The 18,165-nt window shown below is 57.5% G+C and carries 18 protein-coding genes; 4 read left to right on the forward strand and 14 right to left on the reverse strand.

Annotation, left to right across the window (positions count from 1 at the left end):
* Positions 1 to 9 precede the first annotated feature (9 nt).
* The 7 genes from JL015_RS14490 to JL015_RS14520 form a co-directional block, all read right to left on the reverse strand.
* On the reverse strand, positions 10 to 1,029 hold the full coding sequence (locus JL015_RS14490) for an ABC transporter substrate-binding protein (protein WP_201018925.1): 1,020 nt from the start codon (positions 1,027 to 1,029) through the stop codon (positions 10 to 12).
* A 53-nt stretch (positions 1,030 to 1,082) separates the two neighbouring features.
* Entirely contained in the window at positions 1,083 to 1,949 is an 867-nt protein-coding gene (locus tag JL015_RS14495; protein WP_201003983.1) for an ABC transporter permease, read from the reverse strand.
* A gap of 40 nt (positions 1,950 to 1,989) precedes the next feature.
* Positions 1,990 to 2,874, reverse strand: a complete 885-nt coding sequence (locus tag JL015_RS14500) for an ABC transporter ATP-binding protein (RefSeq protein ID WP_236250214.1) — start codon at positions 2,872 to 2,874, stop codon at positions 1,990 to 1,992.
* 16 nt (positions 2,875 to 2,890) lie between these two features.
* Positions 2,891 to 3,787 carry a TauD/TfdA dioxygenase family protein gene (locus JL015_RS14505; protein ID WP_201018926.1) on the reverse strand — a complete coding sequence of 299 codons (897 nt, stop codon included), beginning with the start codon at positions 3,785 to 3,787 and terminating at the stop codon, positions 2,891 to 2,893.
* 195 nt (positions 3,788 to 3,982) lie between these two features.
* Positions 3,983 to 4,765, reverse strand: a complete 783-nt coding sequence (locus tag JL015_RS14510) for a MetQ/NlpA family ABC transporter substrate-binding protein (RefSeq protein ID WP_201018927.1) — start codon at positions 4,763 to 4,765, stop codon at positions 3,983 to 3,985.
* A 226-nt stretch (positions 4,766 to 4,991) separates the two neighbouring features.
* Positions 4,992 to 5,924: a sigma 54-interacting transcriptional regulator gene (locus tag JL015_RS14515; protein WP_201018928.1), complete on the reverse strand. Its 933-nt coding sequence runs from the start codon at positions 5,922 to 5,924 to the stop codon at positions 4,992 to 4,994.
* 89 nt (positions 5,925 to 6,013) lie between these two features.
* Positions 6,014 to 6,595 (reverse strand): alpha/beta hydrolase, encoded by a 582-nt coding sequence (locus tag JL015_RS14520; protein WP_201018929.1) that lies wholly within the window; start codon positions 6,593 to 6,595, stop codon positions 6,014 to 6,016.
* Between the two features lie 396 nt (positions 6,596 to 6,991).
* On the opposite strand from JL015_RS14520, the gene JL015_RS14525 reads away from it, so the two are divergent.
* Positions 6,992 to 7,984 carry an AraC family transcriptional regulator gene (locus JL015_RS14525; protein WP_201018930.1) on the forward strand — a complete coding sequence of 331 codons (993 nt, stop codon included), beginning with the start codon at positions 6,992 to 6,994 and terminating at the stop codon, positions 7,982 to 7,984.
* A gap of 10 nt (positions 7,985 to 7,994) precedes the next feature.
* Here the strand turns inward: JL015_RS14525 and JL015_RS14530 are convergent, their stop codons facing one another.
* Positions 7,995 to 8,705, reverse strand: coding sequence for a Crp/Fnr family transcriptional regulator (locus JL015_RS14530; protein ID WP_201018931.1), 711 nt, complete (start codon positions 8,703 to 8,705; stop codon positions 7,995 to 7,997).
* Positions 8,706 to 8,789: 84 nt separating this feature from the next.
* Here JL015_RS14530 and JL015_RS14535 point away from each other — a divergent pair, with 84 nt between their 5' ends.
* Positions 8,790 to 9,314: an Mpo1 family 2-hydroxy fatty acid dioxygenase gene (locus JL015_RS14535; protein ID WP_201018932.1), complete on the forward strand. Its 525-nt coding sequence runs from the start codon at positions 8,790 to 8,792 to the stop codon at positions 9,312 to 9,314.
* Between the two features lie 62 nt (positions 9,315 to 9,376).
* Here the strand turns inward: JL015_RS14535 and JL015_RS14540 are convergent, their stop codons facing one another.
* The 6 genes from JL015_RS14540 to dibA all read right to left on the reverse strand — a co-directional run bounded on the left by JL015_RS14540 (position 9,377) and on the right by dibA (position 15,652).
* On the reverse strand, positions 9,377 to 10,363 hold the full coding sequence (locus JL015_RS14540; protein WP_201018933.1) for a sulfate/molybdate ABC transporter ATP-binding protein: 987 nt from the start codon (positions 10,361 to 10,363) through the stop codon (positions 9,377 to 9,379).
* 3 nt (positions 10,364 to 10,366) lie between these two features.
* Positions 10,367 to 11,239, reverse strand: a complete 873-nt coding sequence (cysW, locus tag JL015_RS14545; protein ID WP_025258058.1) for a sulfate ABC transporter permease subunit CysW — start codon at positions 11,237 to 11,239, stop codon at positions 10,367 to 10,369.
* Positions 11,240 to 11,249: 10 nt separating this feature from the next.
* A complete protein-coding gene (gene cysT / locus JL015_RS14550; protein ID WP_117163651.1) occupies positions 11,250 to 12,071 on the reverse strand; it encodes a sulfate ABC transporter permease subunit CysT in 822 nt (273 codons plus the stop codon).
* 104 nt (positions 12,072 to 12,175) lie between these two features.
* Entirely contained in the window at positions 12,176 to 13,183 is a 1,008-nt protein-coding gene (locus JL015_RS14555) for a sulfate ABC transporter substrate-binding protein (RefSeq protein ID WP_117182586.1), read from the reverse strand.
* 145 nt (positions 13,184 to 13,328) lie between these two features.
* Positions 13,329 to 13,511, reverse strand: a complete 183-nt coding sequence (gene oscA, locus JL015_RS14560; protein WP_025258055.1) for a sulfur starvation response protein OscA — start codon at positions 13,509 to 13,511, stop codon at positions 13,329 to 13,331.
* 206 nt (positions 13,512 to 13,717) lie between these two features.
* Complete coding sequence (dibA, locus tag JL015_RS14565; protein WP_201018934.1) at positions 13,718 to 15,652, reverse strand: phosphodiesterase DibA; 1,935 nt, start codon at positions 15,650 to 15,652, stop codon at positions 13,718 to 13,720.
* Positions 15,653 to 15,809: 157 nt separating this feature from the next.
* Here dibA and desA point away from each other — a divergent pair, with 157 nt between their 5' ends.
* The gene (gene desA, locus JL015_RS14570) at positions 15,810 to 16,994 is read left to right on the forward strand and encodes a delta-9 fatty acid desaturase DesA (protein ID WP_201018935.1); all 1,185 of its coding nucleotides are present in this window, start codon (positions 15,810 to 15,812) and stop codon (positions 16,992 to 16,994) included.
* Positions 16,995 to 17,131: 137 nt separating this feature from the next.
* A complete protein-coding gene (locus tag JL015_RS14575; RefSeq protein WP_307726211.1) occupies positions 17,132 to 18,133 on the forward strand; it encodes a GGDEF domain-containing protein in 1,002 nt (333 codons plus the stop codon).
* Positions 18,134 to 18,165: the final 32 nt, after the last annotated feature.

Here is an 18,165-nt window from a genome sequence, read left to right on the forward strand (position 1 = left end):
GGCGGTTTGTCAGCTACCCGAGCCGCCATGGGCTTCTTTGAAGAAGTAGTCCTTCCAACTTGCCGCCTTGTTCTTCAGCACGCCCAGTTCATGCAGCTTCTCGGCATAGATGAAAGTGCGCTGTGGCGTGACCGTGAAATCGATTTCCGGATCGGAGACGATTTTTTCTACAAACGGCAGCGGCAGTTTGGACTGCTCGACGCGGATATAGGTCTTGGCCGCTTCTGTCTTGTCAGCCTTGATGATCTTCTCGGCCTCCGCCAGCGCGTCGTAGAACGCCTTGTAGGTCTTGGGGTTTTCGTCGTGGAATTTTTCGGTGGTGTAGAGCACGTTGAAAGTGGCCTGACCGCCCAGCACGTCGTAGCTGCTCAGCACTTTATGAACGTTGGGGTTTTCCAGCGCCTGGTATTGGAAAGGCGGGCTGGAAAAGTGCGAGTTGATTTCCGAGCCACCGGCAATCAGCGCCGAGGTAGCATCAGGGTGCGCCAGGCTGACGGAGATGTTGTCGAACTTCTTGAAGTTCTCGTTACCGAACTGCTTGGCCGTCTCGATCTGCAAGGTACGCGACTGGAAGCCCACGCCCGCCGCTGGTACCGCGATGCGGTCCTTGTCGGTGAAGTCTTTCAGGGTTTTGACATTCGGGTTGTTGGTCAGCAGGTAGTTGGGCATCGAGCCCAGCGAGGCAATGGCCTTGACGTTCTGCTTGCCCTTGGTGCGGTCCCAGATGGTCAGCATCGGAGGAACGCCTGCCGAAACCACATCCAGCGCACCGGCCAGCAACGCTTCGTTCATGGCAGTCGCGCCGGAAATGCTGTTCCAGTCGACCTTGATATCCAGGCCCTGTTCTTTGCCGTGCTTTTCGATCAGTTTCTGATCGCGCACCACATCCAGAATCAGGTAACCGATACCAAATTGTTGAGCAATGCTGATCTTGCCTTCGGCTTGCGCGCCGCCGCTGAGCAGAGTGCCTGCCAGCCCCAGTGCAGCAGCCAGTGCGGTCAGTGCAGGACGTTTGAAAGAAGTAACCATGAAACCCTCACAGAAAAATCGAAAGACGATAAGAGACCCAGCGCTCCATGCACTTAGCGCTGCATGCCCCAGCGCTTGACCGTCAGGCGCTCGATGTTGGCAAACAGCAGGTTTTCCACCAGCAGACCGATGAGAATCACCGCCGCCAGCCCCGCAAAAACCTTGTCGGTATACAGCTCGTTACGGTTCTGGAAGATGTACCAGCCCAGACCACCCTTGCCAGAAGACGCGCCGAATACCAGCTCGGCCGCGATCAGGGTGCGCCAGGCGAAGGCCCAGCCGATTTTCAGGCCGGCAAGAATCGAAGGCAGCGCGGCCGGGATCAGGATGTGCCAGACAAAGCGCAAACCCTTGAGGCCATAGTTGCGACCGGCCATACGCTGGGTTTCCGAAACACCGAGGAAACCGGCATAGGTGTTGAGCGCCAGCGCCCACAGCACCGAATGCACCAATACGAAGATCAGGCTGTTCTGCCCAAGCCCGAACCACAGCAGTGCCAGCGGCAACAGGGCAATGGCAGGCAGCGGGTTGAACATCGCGGTGAGCGTGCTGAGCAGGTCACGGCCCAGTTGGGTCGAGACCGCCAGGGTTGTCAGGCCGAACGCCAGGACAATGCCGATCAGGTAGCCCTGAATCAGTACCGTCAGGGAAATCCAGACCTTGCCCGGCAATTCGCCACTGATGATGCCGTCATAGAACGCTACAGCGGTTTGCAGAAAGCTGGGCAGCAGAAGATCGTTGTTCTGGATGCGTGCAGCGACTTCCCAGAGCACCGCCAGCAGGACCATGATCACGCTTTTGCGCACCCAGCTCAGTTGCCAGATGCGTTGGGCCAAGGGGATATCACGCGCCAGATCTTCCTGGGTGAAAGGCTCCAGCGTGACTTCGTATTCTTCACGAACGGGGGGTGAAAGGCTCATGTCGGGTTCTCTGTTGTCATGTTGAGGCGCTGAACAGGCCTCAATAAGCGATGCGGATATCCTGGAAATTCAGCTCGGACTCGGCCTGACCGCCAGTTTCGTTTTCATTGAACAGCAAGTGGTGAATACGCTGTGCAGTCTGCTGAAAACCGACGCCGCCAAGGCTTTTCAGGTCGTACTGATGGCTGTTGATTTCCGCACGCACGCGGCCCGGATGAGGGGACAACAACAGGATACGATTGCCGACCACCAGCGCTTCTTCGATGGAGTGAGTCACGAACAGCAGTGTGAAACGTACTTCTTCCCACAGCTCCAGCAGCTCTTCCTGCATCTTGCGCCGGGTCAAGGCATCGAGCGCAGCAAAGGGCTCATCCATCAGCAGGATTTTCGGCTGCATCGCCAGGGCACGGGCAATCGCTACACGGGCCTTCATGCCGCCAGACAAGGTGTGCGGGTAAGCGTCGGCAAATGCACTGAGGCCGACCTTTTCCAGGTAATAACGCGCACGCTCCAGGGCTTCGGGACGCTTGAGAGTGCGCGAAGCCAGCAACGGGAACATCACGTTTTCGATAACGGTTTTCCAGGGTGGCAGTTGATCGAATTCCTGGAACACCACAATACGGTCCGGGCCAGGTTCCTTGACCTGTACGCCAGCCAGACGAATCTGCCCTTCACTGGGCTGAATGAACCCGGCCACAGCCTTGAGCAAGGTGGACTTGCCGCAACCGGACGGGCCAAGCAATACGAAGCGATCCGCCGGATCGACTTCAAAACTGACTTGATGGGTCGCCCGCACTACCCGCTCGGGAGTACGGTATTCAATACTCACGTCCTGAACCTTCAACAAAGCCTCAGTAGCATGCTGAGTGGCCTGTTGCGTAATCGTACCTTCGCTAGCCGTATGGCTTTGCACTACAGCATTCATGACCAATTCCCCTGAATCAAAACGGCGCATCGCCTTGAATGGTGGTGCGATACAACTTGCGTCGCAGATGAGTCGGGCAACCGGCTGCCAGATGGGTCAGGGAACGGTTGTCCCAGAAGACCATGTCATGCGGCTGCCATTTGTGGCGGTATATATGTTCGGGGCGCGCGCAGTGGGCATAGATCTCGGTCAGAATCCTGCGGCTTTCTTCTTCCGGCAGACCCACGATGCGAGTCGTGAAATTTTCGCTGACGAACAACGCCTTGCGCCCGTTTTCCGGGTGGGTACGCACGATCGGGTGCGTCACTTCCGCAACCTGAGCCAATTGCTCGGGTGTCAGGGTCGGACGCCAACTGGCAGCGTTATCACCATCCAGATAGCGGGAGGTGTAGCTGTGAACAGCGGAACGACCTTCGACCGCCTCGCGCAGATGCTGCGGCAGGGTTTCCCAGGCCAGATGCATATCGGCGAACAGAGTGTCACCGCCTTCGCTTGGCAATTCCTGGGCATACAGCATCGAACCCAGGCTTGGCAGCTCCTTATAGGAAAGGTCTGAATGCCAGTACTTCCCGGCATCACCCAGGCCCACAGGCTGACCGTTCTCGACAATGTTGGAGACGATCAGGATTTCCGGGTGGTTGGCCAGCAGGAACTGCTTGAGCACATGGATCTGCAACACGCCGAAACGGCGGCTGAAATCGATCTGCTGCTGCGGGGTAATGTGCTGGTCGCGGAAAACGATCAGGTGGTAATCGAGATGTGCTTTGTGTACGCGAGCAAAATCGGCGTCATTGAGGGTTTTGGACAAATCCAGCCCGACGATTTCCGCGCCCACATTGCCGGTGAATGGACGCACCTCAAACTGTTGCTCGGCGGCTTGGGTAGACGATGAAGCGAGGGCGGCTGCGGACATATAGGCTCCGACTCCAAAACATGTAGATGAATATAGAGACAGAACTTTATAGGTATAAGAAACTAAATTTAAATACCGTTATGGCATATTCATAGCGCGGAATGAGCTAGCAGACTTCGCGGCTGAAGCCGCTCCCACAGAGAACTCCATAGAAGCGGCAGCCGGGAAAGGGGATTAACCGTACCCGATCGGCAATCAGAACGCTGGCAATACCGCGCCATCGTACTTCTTGAGGATGAATTCCTTCACTTCAGGGCTGGTCAGTGCTTTGGACAGCTTCTGGATAGCGTCGGTGTTGGCGTTATCTTCGCGGGTCACCAGGTAGTTCACGTAAGGCGAATCGGAACCTTCGATGATCAACGCATCCTTGCGCGGGCTGAGCTTGGCTTCCAGCGCGTAGTTGGTATTGATCAGCGCAAGGTCAACCTGACTCAGCGAGCGAGGCAGCAAAGCCGATTCCAGTTCGCGGAATTTCAGTTTTTTCGGGTTGGTGGCGATGTCCTTGAGCGTCGACAGCGCGTTGGTCGGCTCCTTGAGGGTAATCAGGCCGCCCTTTTGCAGCAGAAGGAGTGCGCGACCGCCGTTGCTGGCTTCGTTCGGAATGGCAACGGTTGCGCCCTCAGGCAGATCCGCCAGGCTCTTGTGCTTGGAGGAATAAGCGCCGAACGGTTCAACGTGAACACCGACGCCGGTCACCAGTCTGGCGCCCTTGCCTTTGTTGAAGCCATCCAGATAAGGCTTGGTCTGGAAGTAGTTGGCGTCCAGACGCTTCTCGTTGAGCTGCACGTTAGGCTGCACGTAATCGGTGAATTCCTTGATTTCCAGATCCACGCCTTCCTTGGCCAGGGTTGGCTGGATCAGCTTCAGAATTTCAGCGTGTGGAACAGGGGTAGCACCGACCACCAGTTTTTCGCCAGCCTGAGCCAGGCCAATGGAAAGCGCGGCCGCCAGAGCGGTCAACAACAAGGTCTTCTTCATGCAATGTCCTTAGGAAAATCAAAGTCGTGGAAAACGACAGCTCACCAATGTGTTGCCCCCGATGCAGTGCTATCAGGGGGCATGGCATGGACATTACCGGGCTTTTTTATTCCAAGAAAATATCTTTTTCGTAAGTGCTTATGCCTGAATGAATCAAAACAGCAGCACATAGAACAAAAAACGCCCCCAGAGGGGCGCGCAGGATCAAACAAAGGTGAACGTTTTTTCAATCCTTGAACTGAATACGTTCCAGCAGGCGTTTTACGGCCAGCAGTTGTTCCTCTTTGGCATCTACCAGAATCCGCCCGACAAGCCGCTCGACCTCTGCAATCGGGTTAGTGCTTTGCGGCAGGTTCAGATGCTCCGGCAGAATCTCTTCGCCACTGCTGACCAGCAGCGCAAAGTGAATGACGTTTTCCAGCTCACGTGTATTGCCAGGCCAGTTATGGGCCTGGAGGGCAAGCTGCGCCTCATCGCTGAGCAACTGCACCGGCAGGTTCAGGCGCTGGCTGTAGATACCCACAAAATATTCCGCCAAAGGCACGATGTTGCCGGGCTGTTCGCGCAGGGCCGGCAGGTCCAGGCGTCCTTCGCTCAGGTAGTGGTAAAGCCGCTCGTGAAACTTCCCGGCCTCCACAGCCTGCGCCAGATCGATACTGGTCGCGGCCACCAGACGCACATCCACCGGGCTTGGCTGATGAGCACCAACACGGGTGACTTCGTGATTTTCCAGAGCCGACAGCAGCTTGATCTGAATCGGCAGCGGCAAGTCACCGATCTCATCCAGATACAGGGTGCCGCCATTGGCCGATCCGAACCAGCCGGCACGGCTACTGCCCGATACGCTGTGGGCGCCAGCAGCATAGCCGAACAACTCTGCATCGGCGTAGGAAGGGCTGATGGCACCGCAGTTGACCGACACAAACAGCCCGGAGCGGTCACTGCCACGGTGAATATGCCGCGCCAGCAATTCCTTGCCGGTGCCGGATTCGCCGCGAATCAATACTGGCAGCGAGCGAGGCGCCAGTTGTTCCATTTCTTCGCGCAACTGACGAGAACGTGGATCGATGAAAACCAGCGCTTTGGCGCGGATACTAAGAGGACTTTTGTCCGCTTCGGGAAAAGTCAGCAGCGGCTGACCGAAAGCTTCAAGGCTCATGACAAACTCCCGCCTGAGCCCTTGCGAGGCTCAAGCGTTAAAAAACAGGCAGGCCGAATGACCTGACGAAAACATGATGGTGTCGGTACTCATGCCCGACGACGTGCGTGCTGTTCCAAACGGTTCTGCAAGCGGTACAGGTAAGCGAAACCCTGTTCCCAGCGTTGATGGCCCGACTTGACATTGATATGCCCCGCCTGACTCAGGAACCCGACATCGGCGCCCCAGTTGCGGGCCATTTCCATGGCGCGCTGGGAGCTGACGGCAGGGTCGTTGTCAGAGCTGACGATCTGCGTCGGGAACGGCAGGAGGTCTTTGGGGATCGGTGCAAAATTACGCAAGGCCGGAGGGCAGTTCGGGCGTTCGACATCGGCCGGAGCCACCAGCAGCGCACCATGCACCTGACGCAAGGATTCCAGCGGGGCCAGTTGTGCCCAATGCGCAACCGTGATGCAACCCAGGCTGTGAGCGATCAGGATCACCGGCGTGTCCTGCGAAGAAATCATTCGCTGCAACTCGCCAATCCAGTCTTCACGTCGCGGCTTGAGCCAGTCGTACTGCTCCACGCGCGCGCTGTTGGGCAGACTGGCCTGCCAGTGACTTTGCCAATGATCCTCAGGCGACCCTTGCCAGCCTGGCACGATCAGGTAACGGATCGACTCGTTATGCATGGGTTCGCCTCCTGCATGTGGGCACTCATGGAACGAGTATAGGGACGAAACATATATCCGATAAGGAATAAGTAGCTATTTATTAATACCCATAAAGAATATGAAGCGCAAAAAAAAGGGACCGCCCCCTGTCTCAAGGACGATCCCCCTAAAAATCGCTTTCACAAGAGAAGATAAACCCGACGGGTTACAGCAAAGCTACAGAGAATGACGATGTGAGAGCGCAATGCTCATGTGCCTTATATGACCGCTATGCATTCAGTCAGGGAACACTTGCACAATTGTCATAAATGCTTTCATGCTCTGACATCGGTATCGGGCAAAGGAGTTGCCATCGGTACCTGTCGGCACTACCCCGACCTTGAGCAGCAACCTATGACAGGAAGGGTCGTTCATATGCCCGAGTCAAACAGCCTCACCACCTGGACCCGCGCCCTGCGCAAACAACTCGATGCCCTGAGCCTGGACAGCCTCGCGCTGTGCAAGACAGCCGGGCTCGATCCCCGGCTCATTGACGCTCCCAACGCCGAGTACTCACCCGTCGCAACCAACCGGCTCTGGCAACTGGCAGTACAGGCCAGCGGCGATTCGGCGCTGGGCTTGCGGGTTTCACGCTTCGTCAGCCCGACCACCTTTCATGCCCTGGGCTACACCCTGGTGGCCAGCGAGTCATTACGCGAGGTATTCGAGCGTATCGTGCGTTACCACTCGGTCGCCAATGATGCGCTGGTTCTAGACTTCAAACGGGTCGGTGAACATTATGAATTCCGCTTCAATGCACCGACGGACTCTGCGGCCCCGGCCCATGAAGTGCTGGATGCCTTTGCCGCCATTTATGTACGCACTTGCCGCAACCGGCTGGGCCGCAGCTACGCGCCGCTGAGTGTCCACCTGCAGCGGCCCGCCCCCGTCAATCCACAATCATGGCAGGACTTCTTCCGCGCGCCCCTACACTTCTCGGCAACAGAAAACCTGCTGGTATTTGCCTGCGCCGACTTCGACAGCCATCTGGACGACAACCCGTCGCAACTGAGCGAACCACCTCATAACGGCGAACAACTCCAGCCACTGATCTGGGAGCAGCGTGTACGCTCAGCCATCGAGAGCCTGCTCCCGGACGGCGAACCCTCGGCCGAAAGCATCGCCGAAGCCTTGCACCTGAGCCCACGCAGCCTGCAACGGCACCTGGCCGACGAAGGTTGTCGCTATGACCTGCTGCTCAAGCAATGCCGCCAGAACCTGGCCCTGCTGCACATGAGCGACCCGCAGGTTTCCCTGAGCGAAGCCGCTTACTTGCTGGGTTTTGCCGATACCGACAGCCTGAACCGCGCCTTCAAACGCTGGACGGGGCAGACACCGGAGCAGTATAGAAATGAGTTGGGACGATAAGTGGCCTCGGTCAACTCAACACCCTGGCCCGCGAGAAATTAGCCGCCTTGCGCAATCCGACCACATCGAAGACTTCCACATGCTCATCGCCAAGACGCACGATCTTGCGTTGATGCAGATCTTCGAGCGCTTCCAGCAAGTCGGGGCGGGCCAGCGCCAGTGTGTCCGTGGCCAGGATATCGTCCAGTGTGACCAGGCGCCGTGCATGGCTCAAATGACCATATCCCTCGCATAGCAACAACAAGCGCCAGGCCACTCTGGCACGGGCAGGCAACTGCTTAACTTTCTCGGAGCCGGGCAAGGCCAAGCCCAACTTATGGCTGAGCAGTGCCTCAAAATAACGCCAGTGCTGTGGGTTCTTTCCCAGCCATTCAACAAGTGTTTCATGGGGAATCTGCAGGAAGATCGTCTGATCCACCGAGTAGGCGTCCAGCATGCGGGGCATGCCGTCGAACAGCGAAACCTCGCCAAACCAGTAGGGCGGCCTGACTTCCTTCAGTCGTGGCGACAAGCGCTGCTCATGAACAGCCCCCATACGCACAGAGCCCTCCAGCAGGACATAAAGCCCGCACGGAGGGTCGCCCTTTTCAAACAGCAGTTTGCCGGGTGTCTTGCGACGCTGCCGAGCGGCGGCAAGCAGGCTATCCTGCAAATCGGCAGGTAAATAGGAAAACCAGTAATCGGACAGTAATCGTGACCGCCATCCCGCTCCATTTGTCATGTTTGCTCCCTTTTTTCACCAGCGCCCGTATTGCAAAAGCGATACGGTAGCTCAACCCGATAATCGTCTCAGGCAGGAATAATAATGAAAAACCTTGTCGATCATCTCAGCCAATACGCGGCCTATCACCGTGATTCGCGCAATATCGTGACCCACTTCGTAGGAATCCCCCTGATTGTGCTGGCTGTGGCGGTATTGCTGTCACGGCCGGGCTGGGACGTGGGCGGGTTCTGGCTATCGCCTGCAGCGCTGGTTACGCTGGCATCGATCATTTTCTATCTCAAGCTTGATAAGGCGCTGGGGCTGGTGATGACGGCCCTGCTCGGGCTTTGCATCTGGGCAGGCGCAAACCTGGCGCAGCAGACCACCATGGTCTGGCTGAGTGCGGGAGTCGGGCTGTTTGTGATCGGCTGGATCATCCAGTTCATCGGCCATTACTACGAAGGCCGCAAACCGGCATTCATCGACGATGTGACAGGCCTGATCATCGGCCCATTGTTCGTAGTCGCGGAGCTGGCGTTTCTGGCCGGGATGCGCAAGCCGTTGCAGCATGCCATCGAAGAGCGTGTCGGACCGGTGCGGCGCAACACACCAAAAGAAGCGGTGTAACGCTGTGTAGGAGCGAATTCATTCGCGAACAGTTCGCGAATGAATTCTCTCCTGCCGGGGTACTAGACGCCCGAAACCTTCTGCCAGACCTTTGGCTTGAAGAACAACGTCTCGCCACGCGCCAGACCTACCAGGCTGTCGTGATCCTTCACCACTTCAACCTCAATCAGATCGCTCTGGCCTTCGGCCTTGAGGGTTATCCGCGTGGTGGCGCCCAACGGACGAATGTCGCGGACTTCAGCAGCGTGGTGGTCTTCCAGCTCCTGACGTGACAGCGATACTTCGTGCGGACGGAACAGCACGTGACCGTCGCCCAGGCTCAGGCGGTTCGAGTCGCCGAGGAAGTGGTAGACGAAGTCGTTGGACGGTGCCTCGTAAACCTCGCCCGGCGAACCGATCTGCTCGATCACGCCCTTGTTCATCACCACGATGCGGTCCGCCACTTCCATGGCTTCTTCCTGGTCGTGGGTCACGAAGACCGACGTCAGGTTGATGTCTTCGTGCAGGCGCGCCAGCCAGCGACGCAGTTCTTTACGCACCTTGGCATCCAGCGCACCGAACGGCTCGTCCAGCAGCAACACCTTGGGCTCCACCGCCAAGGCACGCGCCAGGGCGATACGCTGACGCTGACCACCGGAAAGCTGCTCTGGGTAACGGTCGGCCAGCCAGTCCAGTTGCACCATGTTCAACAGCTCATGAACCTTGGCGGCGATCTGGGTTTCGTTCGGACGCTGATTCTTGGGCTTCATGCGCAGGCCAAAGGCAACGTTGTCGAACACGGTCATGTGCCGGAACAGCGCATAGTGCTGGAATACGAAACCGACATTGCGGTCACGGACATCGTGGCCGGAAACATCTTCACCGTGAAAAACGATGCTGCCTGCATCCGGGGTTTCCAGACCGGCAATAATGCGCAACAAGGTGGTCTTGCCGCAGCCTGACGGGCCGAGCAAGGCAACCAGTTCGCCACTCTGGATATCCAGATTGATGGTGTTCAGGGCCTTGAAGGCGTTGAAGTTCTTGCTGACGTTACGGACTTCGATCGACATGATTTATTCCTCCGCCGCGCTTTGGCGCAGACGGTTAATGCGGGATTCGCTCCACTGCTTGAGCAGCAGGATGAACAGCGCCAGGATCAGCAACAAGCTTGCCACGGCAAAGGCTGCGACGTGGTTGTACTCGTTGTAGAGGATTTCGACGTGCAGCGGCAGGGTGTTGGTTACGCCGCGGATGTGGCCGGACACCACCGACACCGCGCCAAACTCACCCATGGCCCGTGCGGTACAGAGCACCACGCCGTAGATCAGACCCCATTTGATATTGGGTACCGTAACGTGCCAGAACATCTGCCAGCCGTTGGCGCCCAGCAGACGTGCAGCTTCTTCTTCCTGCGTGCCCTGCTCCTGCATCAGCGGGATCAGTTCACGAGCCACGAAAGGCACCGTCACGAAAATGGTCGCCAGCACAATGCCCGGCAAGGCAAAAACGATCTGGATGTCGTGGTCCTGTAACCATGGCCCGAACAGGCCCTGAGCGCCGAACATCAATACATAGACCAGACCGGCAATGACCGGCGATACCGAAAACGGCAGGTCGATCAGGGTCACCAGAATGCTCTTGCCACGGAACGAGTACTTGCTCACGCACCACGCGGCGCTGACACCGAAGACCAGATTGAGCGGAACCGAGATCAGCACCGCGATCACCGTCAGCTTGAGGGCCGACAGCGCATCAGGCTCAAGAATCGCGGAGAAGAACGCACCCAGGCCGTTCTTCAACCCCTGAGACACCACGATGAACAGCGGCAAGCCCAGAAACAGAGCAAAGATCAGCCAGCCAAGACCGATCAGAATCCGGCGTGCGGTGGAATTACCACGGCGTGCAGCGTTGGCATCGGCGGCGGCAGAAACAGATGAATAAGACATGCGCGCCTCCTCAGGATGGGGTTTCGATGCGCCGCTGCAACAAGTTGATCAGCAGCAACAGAATGAAGGAAACCACCAGCATCATCACGCCGATAGCCGTCGCGCCGGTGTAGTCATACTGGTCGAGCTTGACCATGATCAACAGCGGCAGGATTTCGGTTTTCATCGGCATGTTACCGGCGATGAAAATCACCGAGCCGTACTCACCGACACCACGGGCAAAAGCCAGGGCAAACCCGGTCAGCCACGCGGGCAACAAGGCTGGCACCAGGATGTAGCGAAACACCTGCAACGGGCGAGCGCCCAGACAGGCAGCCGCTTCTTCGACCTCACGGGGAATATCAGCCAGCACGGGCTGCACGGTACGCACCACAAACGGCATGGTCACGAACGTCAGCGCCAGGGTGATACCCAACGGGGTGTAGGCGATCTTGAAACCCAGATCCGTGGCGAACTGCCCGACCAGACCATTGGGTGCGTAAAGCGCGGTCAGCGCGATACCGGCAACGGCGGTTGGGAGAGCGAACGGCAGATCGATCATCGCATCGATGATCTTGCGACCGGGGAAGGTATAACGCACCAGCACCCAGGCCAGCAGCGTACCGATGACGCCGTTGATCAAGGCTGCGTAGAACGCTGTACCGAAACTCAGCTTCAAGGCCGCTATCACGCGCGGAGCGGTGATGATGTTCCAGAACTGATCCCAGGTGAGCTGCGCGGCATGAACAAACATGGCCGCCAGCGGTATAAGCACAATCAGACTGAGGTACACCAAGGTGTAGCCCAGCGTCAGCCCGAAGCCGGGTATGACGGGGGAGATACGACGCGACATAAAAGTCCTTGGTTCCGCTTGCACAAAGCCCGGAAACGAATCCGGGCTAATGAACGTGTCCTGGACGGCACTGCTTTTGGGGCAGTACCGCCTGGTTGCACAGATTACTGCGCTTGGTAGATCTGGTCGAACACACCGCCGTCATTGAAAAATTTCGGCTGCGCAGTTTTCCAGCCGCCAAAGTCTTTGTCGATAGTTACCAGCTCCAGTTTCGGGAATTGCTTCTCATACTTGGCGGCAACTTCCGGGTCACGTGGACGGTAGAAGTTCTTGGCTGCGATCTCCTGACCTGCCTTGCTGTACAGGTGCTTCAGGTACTCGGTAGCGATTTCGGTGTTGCCCTTCTTCTCGGCGTTCTTGTCGACGACCGCGACAGGCGGCTCGGCCAGGATCGACAGGGAAGGTACGACGATATCGAACTTGTCGTTGCCACCGTCTTCCTTCAGAGCCAGGAAGGCTTCGTTTTCCCAGGCCAGCAACACATCACCCTGACCGTTGTTGACGAAGGTAATGGTCGAACCGCGAGCGCCGGTATCCAGAATCGGCACGTGCTTGAACAGAGTCTGCACGTATTCCTTGGCCTTGGCTTCGCTACCACCGGATTTCAGACCATAGGCCCAGGCCGCCAGGAAGTTCCAGCGCGCACCGCCGCTGGTTTTAGGGTTCGGAGTGATGACCGAGACGCCCGGCTTGATCAGGTCGCCCCAATCCTTGATGCCTTTAGGGTTGCCCTTGCGGACCAGGAACACGATGGTCGAGGTGTAAGGAGTGCTGGCATCCGGCAGGCGAGTCTGCCAGTTCTCTGGCAGGGTCTTGCCCAGCTTGGCGATTTCGTCGATGTCACCGGCCAGAGCCAGGGTCACGACGTCAGCGCGCAGACCGTCGATGACCGCACGACCTTGCTTGCCCGAACCGCCATGGGACTGCTTGACGGTGACGGTGTCGTCCGGGTGAGCTTTTTTCCAGTAGCTGGCGAATTCTGCGTTGTATTCCTGATACAGCTCGCGTGTCGGATCATAGGACACGTTGAGCAATTCATAATCCTTTGCAACAGCGGAACCTGCAAAAACAGCGCTGGCCAGAGCAGCCAAGGCAAAACGGCGAATTGACATAAGGTGGAGCTCCTGGAAATTCTAAGTGTTGGCTTTTTTGAATTCTTCTTGGCGCTTCAAAACCGCATTCGGAATGGAGCGCTGCTGTTCACGGGTGTATCAGGAGTCAAAGTGAAGCCCTCCGGTTAACCAGTCGGGTGCGGAATCAGCTCGGCTTGGCGCCGGAGTTCTGCAAACGAAACTTTTCCTTACGCTCGATCTGAACCACTTGGGCGTTATGCACAGTGATTTCGACGGCGCCAAAACGCAGGTCACGCAGCGCACTCTGAATTTCACGCAGAATTGCTGCTTCGTCCTGACCGTCAACACTACGTAGAGATGCGCTCATAATCGTATTCCTTGAAATTTGAGAGGCCTGCCTGTCGCGACTGGGGGCGATGGCTTGTGGCGTTGGGACAATATTAGATACGCAGAGTTATTCTTAAAAAGACTATTTAAGAATGCAGATATAACCAAAAGTCATTTGGCGTTACAGCCTATAGCCAGAGCGCGTTGCACGCCCCGGCAGGCCTGGATTCCACAGCCAGAAATCTTTCAGATCACAGGCTGTCGAAAGTCCGGCGCTCGTAACCAATCGATCTGTTCGGCAGGCATCGGCCGGGCAAACCAATAGCCCTGCCCAAGCTGACAGCCATTTTCCAGCAGGAAACCCGCCTGCTCGGCATGCTCGATCCCTTCGGCCAGTACCCGCATGCCCATGCTCTTGGCCAAAGCGATGATGATGCGCACAATCGCAATGTCGTCGTCATCGCCTGGGAGACCGGCGACAAAGCCCTGATCGATCTTCAGCTTCTGGACCGGCATGCGCTTGAGCCGCAGGAGCGACGAATAACCCGTGCCGAAATCATCGATGGCCAGGCTCAGCCCCAGATTGCGCAATCGATGCAGTTGTTCGATCGCCTGCTCGGGGTCGTCCATCACCGCGCTTTCAGTGACCTCCAGCTCCAGAAAGGCAGGGTCCAGCCCGGTATCGCGCAGCACCTGGGCCACTCGCAAGTCCAGATCACCATGGCTGAACAGCCGGCTGGAGATATTCACCGCAACAAATGACAGGTTCACGCCCTCCTCCAGCCAGACACGCATCTGCCTGCAGGCCGTATTCAACACCCAGGCATCGATATCGGCGATCAGCCCGCTTTGCTCGGCAATCGGGATGAACTCTCCCGGCGAAACCATGCCACGCCTTGGATGCTCCCAACGCACAAGGGCTTCGACGCCCTTGATATGGCTGTTCTCCAGGTCATGGATCGGCTGGTAGAACACCCGCAGTTCCTTCTGCTCGATGGCCCGGTGCAACTCACTGGCCAGTTCGACCCGCTGCTGGGCATGCGCCGTGAGTTCTTCGGTATAAAGCGCATAGCCTTCACGCCCGTCGCTCTTGGCCTTGAACAAGGCAGAGTCTGCGTTGCGCAACAATTGCACAACCGTCAACGCATCACTGGGAAACAGGCTGATGCCAATACTGGCGGTGATGAACAACTCATGCTCGTCGAGCAGAAAAGGCTTCTTGAAGCTGTCGATGATCTGTTGCGCCAAGGCTGCCGCCTGCACGGCCTGCTGACAGTTTTTCACCAGCAGCGCGAACTCGTCGCCGCCAAGCCGCGCCAGGGTCAATTCGCTATCGAACAGACTCTTGAGGCGTTCAGCCACTGCCTGGAGCACCTGATCGCCAACGCTGTGGCCCAGGCTGTCATTGATGTTCTTGAAATGGTCGAGGTCGATGAGCAGCAATGCGCAGCCACGCTTGCTGGAGCGGGCATGGGCCAACGCCTGAGTGGCGCGGTCGCTGAACAGCAGGCGATTAGGCAATTGCGTAAGGCCATCGTAGTGAGCAAGCTGGGTCAGCTCCTGCTCGGAACGCTTGATGGCCGTGATGTCCGAGAACACCGCCACGAAATGCCTGATCTGGCCATCCTGATCCTTGATGCCACGGATACTCTGCCACTGAGGATAAATGTCGCCGCTTTTGCGCCGGTTCCAGATTTCTCCGCTCCATTGCCCGGCGCTGAGGATGGAACGATACATCTGCCGATAAAACTCGGGGCCGTGGCGACCCGACTTGAACTTGCTCGGGTTGAAGCCCAGTACTTCCTCGGCCTGATAACCGGTGATTTCCATGAAGGCGCGATTCACATGAACGATCAGCCCCTTTTCATCGGTCACCAATACCCCTTCGCGGGTGCTGTCGAACACCGCCGAAGCCAGCCGCAAACGCTCCTGATCTTCCTCCTGCTGACGACGCAACTGCGCATCGACGCCCATGAACCGGAGCAATCGTCCACGAACGATAAAAATCATGGCCGCACTGAGGACAACCCAGAGGTAACCCCCTGTCCGCTGCCAGAAGACCAATTGAGCCGGTTCTTCGATCAAATGGGGCAGGAGATAATCACACGCCACAAACCACAGAAGAGAGCACACCCCATACAAAATGGCTGTCCGCAGGGCTTCATAAGAAGAATTGGTCATAAGAATGCATAAAACCTTACAAAATGGCCGGATTATAAAGCAAGAAACATCCTGCGACTCTTATCTAAAAGAGCGACTGGTTTTCTGTGAAGGCTAAGTGATAATGCGCTCTGTTACTTTTTTCTTCACACGTGTCTCTACGAGGGCCAAACAGCCTATGTGGTACAACGGTTTGCTCGACCTTTCCGTCTGGCAGTTAATAGCAGTCACGCTGGTAATGACCCACGTGACCATCGTCGGCGTTACGGTTTACCTGCATCGCTACTCCGCTCATCGCTCCCTGGAACTCAACGCCGGGCTCAAACACTTCTTCCGCTTCTGGCTGTGGCTGACCACTGCGCAGAACACCCGCGAGTGGACTGCCATCCACCGCAAACACCACGCAAAATGCGAAACCGTCGATGACCCACACAGCCCGGTCGTCAAGGGGCTGTCCACTGTCCTGCGCAAGGGTGCGGAACTGTACCGTGCCGAAGCGCAGAATCAGGACACCTTGCGTATCTACGGCAAGAACTGCCCCGAAGACTGGATCGAGCGCAATATGTATTCGCGCTACAAGATGCTGGGTATTGCCCTGATGGCCGTTATCGACCTGGCGCTGTTCGGTGTACTCGGCATCACCGTCTGGGCCGTGCAGATGATGTGGATTCCGTTCTGGGCCGCTGGCGTGGTCAACGGTCTGGGCCATGCCGTGGGCTATCGCAATTTCGAGTGCCGGGATGCGGCAACCAATCTGGTGCCGTGGGGTATCGTGATCGGTGGCGAAGAACTGCACAACAACCACCACACCTATCCCAACTCGGCCAAGCTGTCGGTCAAGCCATGGGAGTTCGACATGGGCTGGGCCTGGATCAAGCTGTTCAGCGCACTGCGTCTGGCCAAGGTCCAGCGGGTCGCGCCGATTGCCCACCGGGTCGAAGGCAAGGGCCACATGGACATGGACACCGCCATGGCGATCCTCAACAACCGCTTCCAGATCATGGCCCAGTACCGCAAGCTGGTCATCGGCCCGCTGGTAGCACAGGAACTGGCCAAGGCCGATGCATCGGTTCGTCATCAGTTCCACCGCGCCAAACGCCTGCTTTCCCGGGAGACCAGCCTGCTGGAAGACAAGCATCACATACGCATCCAGGCCATGCTCGAACACAGCCATGCCCTGAAAGTCATCTACGAGAAGCGTCTGGCTCTGCAACAGATCTGGCTCAAGACCAGCAGCAACGGCCATGACATGCTCAGTGCCATCAAGGATTGGGTTCAGGAGGCCGAGGCCAGTGGTATCCAGTCACTTCGCGACTTTGCAGACCAGCTGAAAACCTACTCCCTGCGCCCTGCCCAAGCCTGACGCCGTTGATCGGCGCGCCCCTCACGGGCGCGTCGATACCGGAACTTCCCCTCTCAAAATCAATCTCAATTGCTTTCCCATAATCCGTTTGGGTAGATGCTGCGGCCCTGGCCGCACGTCATTTGAGATGTAGCACCATGGAAAAGCAGACAGCCATCGCTCTACCCACCGCCACACAAATGGCCGAGATGCCAGCCGCAGCAGAAACCCTGCTGGCATTGATGCATGCCCAGGCAGAAGTCGCTCGCTTGAGCGAGCGCGAACAACTTTTCAGTTCACTGCTGGTGAGCGTCAACGCCGTACTTTGGGCGTTCGACTGGGAAACCCAGCGCATGATCTACGTCAGCCCCGCCTACGAGAACATCTTTGGACGTTCGGCAGGCCTGCTGCTGGCCGACTTCGCGGAATGGCGCGACAGCATCTATCCCGATGACCTGAACTACGCCGAGCGCAGCCTGAGCGACGTCATCGAAAAGGGCTCCATTGAAGACCGCGAGTACCGGATCATCCGTGCCGATGGCGAGATTCGCTGGCTGAGCGACAAATGCTTCGTCAGCCATCGGACAGACCCCAGCCAGCGCCTGATAGTGGTCGGTATCGCTGAAGACATCACCGAGAAAAAGCATCTTGAAGACGAACTGCAACGCCTGGCTACCACCGACGTGCTGACCCAGAGCAGCAACCGTCGCCACTTCTTCGAGTGCGCCCAACGCGAATTCGAGCTGGCCCGGCTGAACGGCACGCCAATGGCTTTCCTGCTGCTGGATGTCGATGACTTCAAGCTGGTGAACGACACGTACGGCCACCAGGAAGGCGACGTGGTGTTGCAGCGCATTGCCGAGAGCGGTCGCTCGGCGCTACGTCGTGGAGACCTGTTCGGGCGCATTGGCGGGGAAGAGTTCGCGGCAGTGTTTCCTGGCTGCGCCCCCGAAATGGCCATGCAGATTGCCGAACGCCTGCAACGCGAAATCCAGCGCCAAAACTTCCAGTGCGGCAACAAGACGTTTGGCATCACCGCCAGCCAGGGTCTGACCAACCTCGGCCCGGACGACGCCAGCCTTGAAGTGCTCTATGCAAGGGCGGATGCGGCCATGTATCAGGCCAAGCGCCAGGGCAAGGACCAGATTGTTCTGGTGTAACGGCGTAGATCACTTTGTGGGAGGAGGCCCCT

The organism is Pseudomonas cichorii, assembly GCF_015471405.1.
In the GTDB taxonomy this organism is placed as follows: domain Bacteria; phylum Pseudomonadota; class Gammaproteobacteria; order Pseudomonadales; family Pseudomonadaceae; genus Aquipseudomonas; species Aquipseudomonas serbiensis.

What these genes read in the sequence shown, in the direction of transcription:
- JL015_RS14490 (WP_201018925.1), bottom strand. Translation starts at nt 1,029, where the DNA reads ATGGTTACTTCTTTCAAACGTCCTGCACTGACCGCACTGGCTGCTGCA.
- JL015_RS14495 (WP_201003983.1), bottom strand. Translation starts at nt 1,949, where the DNA reads ATGAGCCTTTCACCCCCCGTTCGTGAAGAATACGAAGTCACGCTGGAG.
- JL015_RS14500 (WP_236250214.1), bottom strand. Translation starts at nt 2,874, where the DNA reads ATGAATGCTGTAGTGCAAAGCCATACGGCTAGCGAAGGTACGATTACG.
- JL015_RS14505 (WP_201018926.1), bottom strand. Translation starts at nt 3,787, where the DNA reads ATGTCCGCAGCCGCCCTCGCTTCATCGTCTACCCAAGCCGCCGAGCAA.
- JL015_RS14510 (WP_201018927.1), bottom strand. Translation starts at nt 4,765, where the DNA reads ATGAAGAAGACCTTGTTGTTGACCGCTCTGGCGGCCGCGCTTTCCATT.
- JL015_RS14515 (WP_201018928.1), bottom strand. Translation starts at nt 5,924, where the DNA reads ATGAGCCTTGAAGCTTTCGGTCAGCCGCTGCTGACTTTTCCCGAAGCG.
- JL015_RS14520 (WP_201018929.1), bottom strand. Translation starts at nt 6,595, where the DNA reads ATGCATAACGAGTCGATCCGTTACCTGATCGTGCCAGGCTGGCAAGGG.
- JL015_RS14525 (WP_201018930.1), top strand. Translation starts at nt 6,992, where the DNA reads ATGCCCGAGTCAAACAGCCTCACCACCTGGACCCGCGCCCTGCGCAAA.
- JL015_RS14530 (WP_201018931.1), bottom strand. Translation starts at nt 8,705, where the DNA reads ATGACAAATGGAGCGGGATGGCGGTCACGATTACTGTCCGATTACTGG.
- JL015_RS14535 (WP_201018932.1), top strand. Translation starts at nt 8,790, where the DNA reads ATGAAAAACCTTGTCGATCATCTCAGCCAATACGCGGCCTATCACCGT.
- JL015_RS14540 (WP_201018933.1), bottom strand. Translation starts at nt 10,363, where the DNA reads ATGTCGATCGAAGTCCGTAACGTCAGCAAGAACTTCAACGCCTTCAAG.
- cysW (WP_025258058.1), bottom strand. Translation starts at nt 11,239, where the DNA reads ATGTCTTATTCATCTGTTTCTGCCGCCGCCGATGCCAACGCTGCACGC.
- cysT (WP_117163651.1), bottom strand. Translation starts at nt 12,071, where the DNA reads ATGTCGCGTCGTATCTCCCCCGTCATACCCGGCTTCGGGCTGACGCTG.
- JL015_RS14555 (WP_117182586.1), bottom strand. Translation starts at nt 13,183, where the DNA reads ATGTCAATTCGCCGTTTTGCCTTGGCTGCTCTGGCCAGCGCTGTTTTT.
- oscA (WP_025258055.1), bottom strand. Translation starts at nt 13,511, where the DNA reads ATGAGCGCATCTCTACGTAGTGTTGACGGTCAGGACGAAGCAGCAATT.
- dibA (WP_201018934.1), bottom strand. Translation starts at nt 15,652, where the DNA reads ATGACCAATTCTTCTTATGAAGCCCTGCGGACAGCCATTTTGTATGGG.
- desA (WP_201018935.1), top strand. Translation starts at nt 15,810, where the DNA reads ATGTGGTACAACGGTTTGCTCGACCTTTCCGTCTGGCAGTTAATAGCA.
- JL015_RS14575 (WP_307726211.1), top strand. Translation starts at nt 17,132, where the DNA reads ATGGAAAAGCAGACAGCCATCGCTCTACCCACCGCCACACAAATGGCC.